General features: G+C 39.6%; 14 protein-coding genes. 5 read left to right on the forward strand and 9 right to left on the reverse strand.

Annotated elements, in window-relative coordinates; all coding sequences use genetic code 11:
* Positions 1-6: 6 nt before the first annotated feature.
* The 3 genes from MHB37_RS20530 to MHB37_RS20540 all read right to left on the reverse strand — a co-directional run bounded on the left by MHB37_RS20530 (position 7) and on the right by MHB37_RS20540 (position 3,476).
* Positions 7-1,515: a hypothetical protein gene (locus tag MHB37_RS20530; protein ID WP_405168435.1), complete on the reverse strand. Its 1,509-nt coding sequence runs from the start codon at positions 1,513-1,515 to the stop codon at positions 7-9.
* A complete protein-coding gene (locus tag MHB37_RS20535; RefSeq protein ID WP_076304886.1) occupies positions 1,512-2,585 on the reverse strand; it encodes a Wadjet anti-phage system protein JetD domain-containing protein in 1,074 nt (357 codons plus the stop codon). The genes MHB37_RS20530 and MHB37_RS20535 overlap by 4 nt, the downstream gene beginning before the upstream one ends.
* A gap of 510 nt (positions 2,586-3,095) precedes the next feature.
* Entirely contained in the window at positions 3,096-3,476 is a 381-nt protein-coding gene (locus MHB37_RS20540) for a GNAT family N-acetyltransferase (protein ID WP_405168436.1), read from the reverse strand.
* A 404-nt stretch (positions 3,477-3,880) separates the two neighbouring features.
* Here MHB37_RS20540 and MHB37_RS20545 point away from each other — a divergent pair, with 404 nt between their 5' ends.
* Complete coding sequence (locus MHB37_RS20545) at positions 3,881-4,693, forward strand: undecaprenyl-diphosphate phosphatase (protein ID WP_036688882.1); 813 nt, start codon at positions 3,881-3,883, stop codon at positions 4,691-4,693.
* 70 nt (positions 4,694-4,763) lie between these two features.
* Here MHB37_RS20545 and MHB37_RS20550 read toward each other — a convergent pair whose 3' ends face one another.
* From MHB37_RS20550 to MHB37_RS20560, 3 genes are read right to left on the reverse strand one after another with little or no spacing between them, the layout of a single operon-like run.
* Entirely contained in the window at positions 4,764-5,357 is a 594-nt protein-coding gene (locus MHB37_RS20550; RefSeq protein ID WP_248548553.1) for a hydrolase, read from the reverse strand.
* A 50-nt stretch (positions 5,358-5,407) separates the two neighbouring features.
* Positions 5,408-5,740, reverse strand: coding sequence for a chaperone CsaA (csaA, locus tag MHB37_RS20555; protein WP_248548552.1), 333 nt, complete (start codon positions 5,738-5,740; stop codon positions 5,408-5,410).
* Between the two features lie 43 nt (positions 5,741-5,783).
* Positions 5,784-6,689, reverse strand: coding sequence for a DMT family transporter (locus MHB37_RS20560; RefSeq protein ID WP_248548551.1), 906 nt, complete (start codon positions 6,687-6,689; stop codon positions 5,784-5,786).
* A gap of 149 nt (positions 6,690-6,838) precedes the next feature.
* Between MHB37_RS20560 and MHB37_RS20565 the strand changes: the two genes are divergently transcribed.
* Together MHB37_RS20565 and MHB37_RS20570 are read left to right on the forward strand one after the other, a co-directional pair.
* Positions 6,839-7,729: a helix-turn-helix domain-containing protein gene (locus MHB37_RS20565; RefSeq protein WP_405168437.1), complete on the forward strand. Its 891-nt coding sequence runs from the start codon at positions 6,839-6,841 to the stop codon at positions 7,727-7,729.
* A gap of 295 nt (positions 7,730-8,024) precedes the next feature.
* Positions 8,025-9,080: an ankyrin repeat domain-containing protein gene (locus tag MHB37_RS20570; RefSeq protein WP_405168438.1), complete on the forward strand. Its 1,056-nt coding sequence runs from the start codon at positions 8,025-8,027 to the stop codon at positions 9,078-9,080.
* Between the two features lie 97 nt (positions 9,081-9,177).
* On the opposite strand, the gene MHB37_RS20575 is transcribed toward MHB37_RS20570, so the two are convergent.
* The gene (locus MHB37_RS20575; RefSeq protein ID WP_232061537.1) at positions 9,178-9,258 is read right to left on the reverse strand and encodes a YjcZ family sporulation protein; all 81 of its coding nucleotides are present in this window, start codon (positions 9,256-9,258) and stop codon (positions 9,178-9,180) included.
* Between the two features lie 271 nt (positions 9,259-9,529).
* Between MHB37_RS20575 and MHB37_RS20580 the strand changes: the two genes are divergently transcribed.
* Both MHB37_RS20580 and MHB37_RS20585 read left to right on the forward strand, forming a co-directional pair.
* Complete coding sequence (locus MHB37_RS20580; protein WP_076183004.1) at positions 9,530-9,955, forward strand: MarR family winged helix-turn-helix transcriptional regulator; 426 nt, start codon at positions 9,530-9,532, stop codon at positions 9,953-9,955.
* A gap of 79 nt (positions 9,956-10,034) precedes the next feature.
* Entirely contained in the window at positions 10,035-11,453 is a 1,419-nt protein-coding gene (locus MHB37_RS20585) for an MDR family MFS transporter (protein WP_370510795.1), read from the forward strand.
* A 68-nt stretch (positions 11,454-11,521) separates the two neighbouring features.
* Here the strand turns inward: MHB37_RS20585 and MHB37_RS20590 are convergent, their stop codons facing one another.
* Entirely contained in the window at positions 11,522-11,995 is a 474-nt protein-coding gene (locus MHB37_RS20590; RefSeq protein ID WP_076301726.1) for a GNAT family N-acetyltransferase, read from the reverse strand.
* Between the two features lie 40 nt (positions 11,996-12,035).
* Complete coding sequence (locus tag MHB37_RS20595; RefSeq protein ID WP_248548548.1) at positions 12,036-12,305, reverse strand: hypothetical protein; 270 nt, start codon at positions 12,303-12,305, stop codon at positions 12,036-12,038.
* Positions 12,306-12,386: the final 81 nt, after the last annotated feature.

Genomic DNA, 12,386 nt, shown 5'->3' on the forward strand with positions numbered 1-12,386 from the left:
AACTTCTCACCTCTCCACGATCGTAATCATATATGGACTCATATCCAGACCAGGACACCGTACCCTTGAGGCTGGTTCTGGAGCAATGCTCGTCCGCAGCGTTTTGCCGCGTAAACTCTCCAACAGAAGATCTTCCGCAAGCACATATTGAATTAGCTGTTGGCATTCATCAGAAACGCCACTACCACCTTCTGGTGCCTGTTCCTGCACTAAAATATCTGTATGAAAAAACTGCACCCACAGATCAACAGCATCCGGTGTGTTAGCCCACCCTGTTAGTTCTTCGGCGGAAAAAGCGTCTGCAGTAAAGGTAAAGCTTCCCTGCTCAGCCAAGGCAGCAAAAACCGGCATCCACAGCTCCACTACTTTTCTCCATGGAATACCTTTAGGAATATATTGAACAGGCTCAGTGTCCACCTCATCTTCGAAATCATCCATCATTAAGTCGGGGATAAACCCTACCTCTTGTTCCTCCCAAGCCCAAGGAAGCGGATAAACGAAGTCCTGATTCGGAGCGAATAATCCGCTGAGCAGCAGTTCAAGACTGTCACCGCTTGGCAGACCCTCTTCATTCACCCATTCCTCCCATACGTGAGTACGAAAGTTAAACCCGGCTGCTCCCCAGAATAATTCAGGGAAGTTCAATCTTAAATTGGTCTCCATCTCAAAAATATTCAACACTACCTCAGCCAGCTCATCGTGTACACGCCTAGAAAGCTCGACTCGTTCAGAGAGAATACGGATCTCATTGAAGTCGATCACGTCTTTCTCATCATTGGCCAGCCGGGCCAGAGAACGGTGAATACTGTCAAAATGTTTGCGTTCCTCCTCGAACTGATGATGAATCTCTTCGAGTCGCTGATGCCGAGCCACTCCGAATTCACTAAAAATATGCTTCGGATTGCGGCGTAACGCATTGCGGTATTCTTGCTGTTGCTGAGTCATCTTACGGACACGGGAGATCAGTTCATTAACATCCTGAAGAGCCCGAGTTACGCGCCCATGCTTAATATGCATTTGAATTTCGAGCAGTTTGATGCTGATCTGAAATTCATCAATAATCTCATGGCTCATAAAAATGAGCTCCATTGCATATTCAGAGAGACGATAGATGGTTCTGCCGTTCTCTTCCCAACTGCTGCGAGTCGCATCCTCGTCCACCGTGAAATACTTATATTTCTGCACGGACATTTGCCGGGTCACATCATCATAGAAAAAGGATTCGAAATCCCCACCATTCCCGCTCCACAATAAACCGTCCACGAGACGCTCTACGGATTCGGTAGTCCCAAGATTGGCGATATTAAAACGTTCCAGCGCAGTCCAAGTAAGCTCAATAATATCCTCTTTGGATCTTCTCTCATTCGATTCTAGCTCCAGATAATAGACTTGCAGCAGAACGCTTAAAGATACCATTTCTTTGTAAGGTTGGATTTCGCCAAGGTTCATGCCAGCCCCCAAATTCCACAGGGGATTCAATCGTTTGTTTCGTTCGCCAAAATCCGACCAATTCATCTTTCTGCTAACCTCGCCATCACTTCATAATTTAAAATTTCCTGCGGAACTCTCCGGTCCTCTTCCAGCAATCGTTCCATATATGACTTTAGTTCGGGATAATTAGAGAATTCTTGAAGTACATTGTGTAGATGATCTGGGTTACAACTCTGGGGAACATTATACATATACGGTTCCTCAGTCAGTTTCATCATCTGCTCATAAATAGGGAGCGCCAGTCCAAGGTTTAAATCCGGATAACTAACCTTTAGTTTACCGTATATGTCCAAACCTGCTTTATCCATATCCCCGACATATAACAAGGTGGTTTGAAGGGGGTCAATATCCAATTCTTCAAGAAAGAGTAGGCTACTATCAATCTTCCAACCTTCACCGTAAATTAGCATGTCTGGAAACAGACCACAGATCTTCTTTTCACTAAGCATTAATCGTTTGGCTGAATGGAAAAATGACTTATTCTCCACAATAAGAATATTCCGAACGGGAACTAATGAACTGAAGTAAATAAATGGCTCCCTTGCGTTTACACTTTTTAAACTTTCCAGCGTAAGTTTAAGTCTAGTAAGAAATTGTTTACCTTCAGTTTCGGAGAGCCACTTCTCCTTACCAAACAGTTCCAGTGACCTTTCTTCTGTTGTAATGATTTCGCGATCCTTCGCCGTACGCAAAAAATTAGATACCTGCACAATCTGATCCCAAACCTCTTGTGTCTGAGTTTCAGGACGAATCAAGTAATAATGAAGATCCAGTAGATTCTGTACGCTTAACACGGCTGAAGGATCCCACCCCACTTGAGTTGAAACACTCTTATTTAACCAAAAATATGTATACATATAAGGCTGTTTAGAACTCATCGGACTGGACTTCACCGGTTCTAAGAAACCTTCAGCAACAAGCTCGTTTATACTATCCGCCAAAACACGAAATCCTCCGGCCCATAGATATTCTTCCTGTGTTTTATAAGCAGAACTAATGACTTCTTGTTCAATGCTGTCAAGATTTATTTTTCTTCTCCCTGTACGCACAGTTCCGTACTTGTTCTCCAACAAATTAATTATAATTACTCTCAATTCATCACCCTCACTAAAAGAAATAAAACCCCTATACATCCTGTATAGGGTTCTGAAGCACGGGAATATATGTTTCTATTATAACAATCCTTCAAAGGTTATGCTATTTTTGTTAAACAAAATAATAGATTCTATTGTTTACACTTTCCTATCAAAAAAGAGGTTATACTACGGATTTTCACTTTAACACATAGACTATTTACAGTGTTAGGTATCGCTAGAACATAATTAGGGAAAAACTCCCTGAAAACAGTCGATATTCGCTCTAAATGATCTGAATTAGGGAATTGCTCCCTAAAAATCAGGGAAATCTCTTCATTTTCCACCAAATCAGCTAAATAATAGGGAGGTTTTCCCTAATTATTAGCCGGATGACAAAAGATCGCAGAATTACAGGGAGAAATTCCCTGATTTTTCTGTTGAAACTTCATTAACCCTTATAGACTCCGCAAAAAAAAGACTGCCCCAAAAACCATGAAATGGCTGAATGGGACCGCCCTTTTTTATTAACTACTCGGCAACTCCTGGCATAAACGCCATACAATACTGCTCAAGTCTGCTATTAGGTAGAGGAATGACCTTAACCGTACGGAACTGATAATGCTCATAAATGGGCAAATTGCTCGGTGTCTGTGTCTCTAACGTACATAACGTATTGCTCATACGACATTCCGCGAGTAGCGGTGTCATGATTTTTGATACATATCCTTGACCTCGATATTGATCCTGCACTGCAAGCATATCCAAATGTTTATACTTCTGATCCCCAAACATTGATAACCACAAGGAACTCATACTACGCAAAATAGATAAACCACGTATAAATCCTCGCACCCCAATGATTCGGCAAATCGGTAATGACTTAATTATCGCAAAGACAATCTGTTTCATATACCTGACGTTCGAAATCACTGTCCCTGTCTGACGCTCCGAATGGAACACTAAAGCCACTGCTTCAAAGTTAGTAGAAGTCGTTAGTAAATCCGAATATGGATACAACATCTCAATGTAACGATGAAAAAAAATATTCAACACGCGTAATCGGGTTGATTCATCAGGCAAGATATGCTGATATAACGGATCATTTTTGGCAAATGCTTCGGCCAGAACACTGGCTGCTCTTGGAATATCATGCTGCTGAATTTTTAGTAATGTACTACAAATAGTTCCACCTCATTTAATAGTCTTACGAATTAGTATAACTCGTTCAATTGAATATGGCACGATGGTTCTATTGTCATTTCTTTATTGAATACGATATGATTGAAAAGATTACAAAAATACTGGGAGGTAAAATGGAAGATATTATACTGTGGCTTAAATACTTGTTTCTAGGGTTTGTTCAAGGGGCAACTGAGCCAATCCCCGTCTCTTCGAGCGGCCATTTGATCATCGCACAGAAATTGCTAGGCTTAAAACAAAATGGGCTATCATTTGAAATCTTAACAAATACGGCTTCACTAATTGCGATTTGTTTTATTTTCCGCAAAGATATCGGAAGATTGATCACTGGATTCGTTCAATTTATTCTGACCCGCAAAGAGGAATATAAGTCGGATTTCCTCTTCTCTTTGTACATCATCATCGGTACCTTGCCTGCGGTAATTGTTGCCTTACTCTTCAAGGATCAGATTGAGGATATCTTCTCGTCGGTTCATACCGTATCCATCGCCTTGCTGGTTACAGGGGTAGCTTTATGGTTGATCCGTAACCTTCGCGGACGTAAACAAGATGGTGACTTAAAAGCGAAGGATGCAGTTATAGTCGGACTTGCCCAAGCAGTCGCCCTTATTCCTGGGATAAGCCGCTCTGGTGCAACTGTCATCTCTTCCATCGCTGTGGGAATGAAGCAAGAAACTGCCTTACGCTTTTCTTTTATGCTTTATATTCCTGTCAGTTTGGGCGGACTTGTTATGGGCGCATCTGATATTGCCCACGATCCTAACCGCTCGCAGCTAGCCATTCCATACTTGATTGCATTTATTACTACACTTATCGTCACTTATTTCTCCATGCGTTGGTTTATGGGGATTATGGCTAAAGGTAATTTGAAGTATTTCTCTTATTACTGCTTCTTAGCTGGGATACTTCTCCTCATCTTTATGTAAGACATAACTTCAATTAAAAAACCTCATGACAATCTCTGAGATCACAGAGAGAGCATGAGGTTTTTTTATATTATTTCAACATGGATATTACTTCATCGCTCGACCGGATCTTACCTATGCGAGGGAAGATAGTTTTGCATACATAATCATGCTCTTCTTTAGCCATCGCGGTCATAGCATCTTCTACAAAAACTTGATGATAACCAAGCTGATAAGCTTCTCTAGCAGTAGTATCCACACCAATCGAGGTAGAAATACCACATAATACGATCGTGTCTATTCCGCGGCGTCGTAACTGCAAATCAAGATCTGTACCGAAAAATGCCCCCCACTGCCGTTTGGTAATCAGATGTGCATTTTTGATATTCGCTAATTCTGGTACGATGTCGTCCCAACCTTCTGGATAGGTCACGGAATTCATTTTCAAATCAGTTTTAGGTTTAAGCATATCTTGCCCATCTAGCCATGACACCCTCACCAGAACAACAAATCCTCCTTTCTCGGTAAAGGATTGGGCTAATTTGCTGGCATTCTCAACCACCTGAGTACTTGTATGCGGCCCCTGCTTTGGACTGTGGACAATTCCTTGCTGCAAGTCGATCACGACTAGCGCCGTTTTACTTGCCTCAATACTTTCAGATGCTAAGCTTGTTAATTCTTCCATTGTCTTCTCTCCGATTACTATCAATTTTTGTATACTACAATTACTCTATATTACCCAATAGGTGTCCCATTAGGTAATTTAATATCTGGCTTCAAGAGAACCACATCCCCTTTATCCGGTATTCCTCCAAGAACTAATACTTCTGATTGGAAACCCGCAATATTTCGAGCAGGAAAGTTAACTACCCCAATGATTTGTTGCCCTACAATCTCTTCGGCCTTATATCGTTTAGTAATCTGTGCACTTGATGTTTTGCATCCGATATCTGGTCCAAAATCAATTTGGAGTTTAATCGCAGGTATTTTTGCTTTTGCAAAAAACTCCGCATTAATAATTGTTCCAACACGAACATCAAGTTTTAAAAAATCATCAATAGTTACCATTTGCCAGCCCCCTATTTAGCTAAAATATTTTCCGACTACTTATTTACTTATTTTGAATGTTGTACTTTAAAGATTTCGCCCAAAAATACATTCCCATACCGAATAAGGTTATTATGCCACCTATAAACTGGAATAACGATATAGTTTCCCCTAATAATAGATATGCAAGGACTATAGCAAGAACAGGCTCACCAATAATCCCAACCGAGACAGTAGTTGCTCCAATCGACTTTAACAAAAGGTTAAAGATGTATTGACCAAAAATAGTTGGAATTATTGCAAGAAGCAAAAAATAAATCCAATCTGATGAAGCATAATTAATTAATGAGACATTATTTATCAAATTGTACACGAGCATAACAGTACCACCAATAAAAAAAACGAAAATGCTGTATAGACTTGCATTGATTTTGCCGCTTACTTTTTGCCCGGCCAACAGATAGACTGAAGCGAAGAATGTGCCAATTAACGATAAAGCATCGCCGATTAGTGCATCTTTCGAAACCCATATGTCTCCCCATGCAATAACAATCGAACCTAAAAGAGCAACAATCAGGCAAAAAACGGTTAGCAGGTTAACATGTTCTTTGAATAAAAAGTAAGACCCCATCATAACAAATAGCGGCTGTAACGATAAGATCACCATGGAGCTTGCAACTGAAGTATAGACCAATGATTCCATCCAGAATAAAAAGTGTAACCCTAGAAATAGGCCGGATAAAATAACGATGACCCAATCTTTTTTATTCATCTCAGTAGAACGAGCCATTTTCCCAGATGTAAAACAGAGCATGATGATTACAGAAATAAACAATCTATACATCCCGGCCACTGAAGTAGGTGTATCTGAAAGTTTAATCATGATTGAAGAGATAGAAACGGACAAGATACTGATAAATAACAGAATAAACGGATGAAATAGTATAGACGGTTTATTTGAACTAACCATAGTTCCTCCAAAAATGTGTGACAATCCCTGTGCACAGAATTGTATAATAAGTCTAGGCTGGATATAATAATATCACCGTCAGGGTCTATATTGTGCAACTATATCTTTAATTTATATAGAAATATCGTCAAATAAGGAGAATAAGCACTTTGAAAAAGCAATTGCACGAATCCATTCAATTTCCTGATGATGCATTTCCATACATCATGTACACTCATACCAATTATGAATCTATTCCTAATGGCAGAGGGGTTAACGATCTACATTGGCACCAAGAACTACAAATTACTTTAGTGACCAAAGGGAAACTAACCATACAAGTCAACGGAATCAATTATGATTTAGAAGCAGGTCAGGCCATCTTTATTAATAAGAGCGTACTTCATATTGTTACATACCTTAACCAAGAGGGTGAATATGTTAGTTTTAACTTCCCAGAGAAGTTACTTGCTTTTTATTCTGATAGTGCAATGGAAAAAAAGTATGTACTTCCGTATACCAATTCATTCTTGTTAAGTTTAGAAATCAAAGGAGATAAGGACTGGCATAATCAAATCCTACAAATTCTTTGGGATATGAAAAAAGAATTTGAATCGAAAAAAAAATGGGGATGGGAGTACGAAGTTTCTATCAAAACAGTCCAGTTATGGTTAATCCTTATATCAAATTTTTCTCTATCCTCTGAGGAATCGTCTAAATATAACAGAGTCCAGCAAGAGAGACTACAATTAATGCTTAGTTTTATTCACAAAAACTATTCTAATAATTTGACATTGAAGGAAATAGCAGATACAGCACATCTAAGTGTATCGGAGTGCACTCGAGGTTTTAAGAAAAGTATCCATATGACTCCGTATTTCTACTTAATTAAATATCGCATTAATAAAAGCTGTGATTTGTTAATAGCAACTGACTACACGATAACTGAAATCGCACAGCGAGTTGGTTTCAATAACGCAAATCACTTTATCCAGTCTTTTAAAAAACACTTAAACATAACTCCTAAGGAATTCAGAAAAATTAGAAATGAACGAACTTAAAAAATCAAAAAAGGCAGAGTCGATCACTTTGTCTGATTGCCTTGTGTTAGCGTAATTTCGATGTCCTACGTGAATCTCGAATATATTTCCAAGACACAAGCTTAATGTTTTCATTTTCTAATAGTCTATGATTTCGGGATCGCCATATAAACCATATCCCACTCTTTTCCAATAAAGTTACGTTTATATCTTCAACCTTTTCGTCCTGCATGAATTAGTGTTCAATTCTCCTATATGATAAACTTGCAAGAAGTTATCTGCTATTTATCTATTAATAAAGGAGCGGAAAAATGAGATGGGCAAAAAGAAAAAAACATTACCCGCCAATTTTGCCGAGCTGGTTAAAACGAATGATATATCTGCCTTAAAAGAGGTATTTGAGCTATGCGAATGGGATGCCCGTGGGGGTTACAGCAAAGGTACCGCCCTCAGCTTCCGGCAAATACCGGATGAGATGGTTTCCTGGCTTGTGGAGCAGGGTGCTGACATCAACGCTGCCGACAACTATAAGCGTACCCCTCTTCATGCTCAGGCTGCAACCTGGTCCGGAAATGTCCCCTTACTCCTTGAACTAGGTGCAGATATGGAAGCTCTGGATTACCACAATGAGACACCGCTGCACTCAGCAGCTGCTTCTTACAAAACAAAAGTAGTGCGTGATCTGGTGGTACGCGGCGCAAATGTCCATGCAGAAAATAACCGAAAAAACACACCTCTCGCCAAAGGATTATTACAATGCCGGAATATCGATATAGTTCACATGGCAGAAATCTCGCGAATTATGCTGGATGCAGGAGCAGTAATCACGCCGGAGATGAAGGAATCCGTGCGGCGTATCGGCAAGGATTTTGAATTCGTCAGAACAAATTACAATAAAGATCGACTGGATGAAACTGCAAATGCTCTCCTGGAGCTGTACCGGCAATTTGATGTCGAGCCTATAGCGAAACTGCAGAGACATGATGGAATCTCTCCTATCGAGGTAACGGCAACCGCATGGCCCGCACAGCACCAAGAGCTGTGGGATTTTCTCGTCCCTGCTTCAGGACACGCGACAACGGTGCAGGGTGAGGTTATCCGCATCACAGGGCGGGTGTCTCATGAAATCCTTAATAATGGCGGAGGAAACTGGGATGCCGATTACCGTAAAATGCTGGATGCACTGATACGGCATTTTAGCACGGGAACGCCTTTAGAGCCCGTCCTTCTTCAAGAAGCAACATCACTCGCCAAACGGTTCCGCAACATCGCTGGCAATGAGCAACCGGCCAGATTATGCGAGCTGGCGGTGCGATGGGTACTTGCCAATCCTCAGCCTATTTCTATGACACAACCCGATTATTCCCGTTAAGTCTATCCAAAATCCTTAACGTTGTCTATTAGCTAACTAAAGAAAACAAAGAAACGCCCCGAAGAAAAAAACTTTGGGGCGTCAATTTGCATATATTCTAGATCCAACAAGTTTTAAGGATAATGACGAGAAGAATGTAAAGCACAAGAATTGTACCCGTTGATGTCCAAGGATTAATACAAACTGGAGCCTTTTTTTGTTCTTGAACGCCCCCAACACAATTATATCCCATTTTAATCCCTCCCTAATTACTTTTTTTAATTTCAATTTCACAACAGCATATGACTATGTATCATCAAGTGATTGGGCATTAAATAACTTTGTCGCTTGTATCTAAGCCTATGACTCTATTCATTTTCTTTAACTTGACAAGCATACATAACTTTATGCTAATATAGACAAATCAATAACGTTGATATATCATCTATTCTTCAATTAGGAGAGATCATATGGATTCAAGAGAACCTTTAGGTTTGGTCATTCGAGATTTGCATTTAGAAATAGCAAATTATTTAACAAAGTTACTTGCTCCTTTTCGACTTGCACCTGAACAGCATCTACTTATGGCTCTGATGCTTGAGAAAGAAGGTCTATCTCAGAACGAGATTGCTGCTAATCTTGGTAAGGACAAAGCCAGTGTTGCCCGAATGATCGCCAGCTTAGAGAGCAAAGGTTACATACACAAAGTAACAAGTGCGCAAGATCGCCGAGCGGTAAATGTATATGTAACAGAAGAAGGACGGAAATTAGAGAATACTATAAATGAGGTGACGGTCAATTTAAACGAAATTATCGAGTCAGGATTATCTGCTTCAGATTACTCAACGTTAAAGACTTTGCTAACACATGTGCTGAATAATGTAAGAAGTGCTTAAAGCATTTCTCTCCCCCTTATAGTTGATATATCATCTATCATGCAAAAATAATACGAATCAAAATTCTGAAAAGAGGTTCATCATTATTATGGAATCATCATCAACTGTTCAAGTTAAACGTCCAGCCCTCATGGCCTTCTCGCTTATGTTAGGTGCATTCGTCGGGCTATTTAGTGAAACCGCCTTAAACATGGCTTTTACAAATTTAATGGATGAATTTTCAATCAACGCCTCAACGGTTCAGTGGCTAACCACAGGATATTTACTTGTATTAGGTATCCTCGTTCCAATATCCGCCCTATTAATGCAATGGTTTACCACTAGACAATTATTCACAGCTTCCTTGCTATTATCTATCGTCGGTACATTAATTGCTGCCCTCTCGCCTAATTTCACCTCATTATTAATTGCAAGATTAGTGCAAGCCTTAGGGACAGGCTTATTGCTTCCATTAATGACCAATATTATTCTTATTATTTTTCCTGCACATAAACGCGGAACTGTCATGGGAATGATGGGGCTCGTTATTATGTGTGCACCGGCACTTGGGCCTACTCTATCTGGTTTAATTGTAGATCATTTTGGGTGGGAGTATATCTTTTGGATAAGCTTACCTTTATTGTTATTTACATTAGGTTTCGGATTAACATTCATTAAAAATGTAGCCAACATCACAAAACCTAAAATAGATATTTTATCCATCTTGCTTTCTACTTTTGGATTTGGTGGAATCGTCTTTGGTTTTAGTAACTTTGCTGATCATTCTTTGAGTGAAATCATTGTTTTGCTGCCTCTTATTGTTGGTTTCATCAGCTTAATCTTGTTTGTATTACGGCAATTTAAATTGGAAACCCCAATGCTGAATTTACGGGTATTTAAATATCCCATGTTTACGATAGGTCTTATAATGCTCTTTTTAGGAATGATGATCATTTTATCTTCTGCAATTTTATTACCTTTATATTTAAAAGGAGGTTTATTGTTATCGGCCACAATGGCTGGTACTCTACTTCTTCCAGGCAGTGTTATTAACGGGGCTATGGCTCCAGTTACGGGTAGAGTATTCGATAAATACGGTCCGAAATTATTGCTGCCGCTTGGATTTTTTATCGCAACCATTGCTGGTTTTCTATTTACAAGAAACTCTACTGAAACCAGTAGCCTAACCTTTATTTTAATACACTGCGCAATGTTTATCGGATTAGCTATGGTCATTATGCCCGCTCAAACCAATGGGTTAAATCAATTACCCGTGAAATACTATCCGGATGGGGCTGCTGTTATGAGTACACTTCAGCAAATTGCAGGTGCTCTTGGTACAACGTTCGCTGTTACGCTAATGTCTAGCGGACAAACACGATTCGCAAACACACATCCAACCGCTGCACAGCCTGAAATATTAACCGCTGGAATTACACATGCTTACTTATTTATCGCAGCAATTGCAGGTATTGGATTGATTATATCGTTATTTGTGAAGCGTATTCGAGTGTATTGATTTGTATGTGAAAAAGACAGTGGACATGAACTGCCCGCTGTCTTTTTTTTAAGTATAACCCTAAGGCTTTAACTCATATGTTTTTCATAAAAAACTAATGTTAAGTTGTCATTTATTTTTTTGGTTTCCCCCGTGCTTCTATACCCTAACTTTTCATATAAATAGCAATTTCTTTGCTCCTGTATAATACTATCCAGCTCCCATTTCTTTGCATCTTTATATCTCTGTTCAATGATTGCAAAAACCTGCTGGGCAATCCCCTTCCCATGATGTTCTGGCAAGATAAAGATGATGCTGACCCGATAAGTTTTATTATCCTTTTTAACGATACGGACACCGCCCACAGCAATATCAAAATACTTAATCATATAATAATCTGCAAAAGACTGATTAATTCGATCCCTGATTTGTTCCACAGATTCATTGGCTGGGCTGGTTTCATAATCTTTATATTTCTCCAGCAATGGCATAAAGGCTTTGACTTGCATTTCATGAATAAACTCTGCGTCGCTCGCGTCTGCTTTACATAAAGAAATCTCCATAAAGTTATACCCCTCCGAAAGTTAGTAAATATATAAGCTGTCAGATATTCTTTTTATCCTCCGGTTTAGAGGAATCTCTAAAAGAGCCCAAGATCCCCGTAAACAGTCCAATTAATCCAACAAAAACGCCTATCCCGCGACCACCCTCATAGGCCAATATCACAACTACTCCAAACAATGTAATGTGAAGACCAAAAATTTGAGTTTGTAGGACACTAGGCCGGATAAAATCTAATAATGCTCCTGCGTGAAACATTACAACAACTAGCACAATTAGAGCGGTTAAGATCCATAATCCTAAACTAATCATCCTTACCTCCATTAAAATTTATTATTCACTAGGCACTCCTGATTTCAAATAAAGACACTTGAGCCACTCGGCTCCAGCGTC

Origin of the sequence: Paenibacillus sp. FSL H3-0286, from assembly GCF_045040705.1 — a bacterium.
GTDB classification, from domain to species: Bacteria; Bacillota; Bacilli; order Paenibacillales; family Paenibacillaceae; genus Paenibacillus_AQ; species Paenibacillus_AQ odorifer.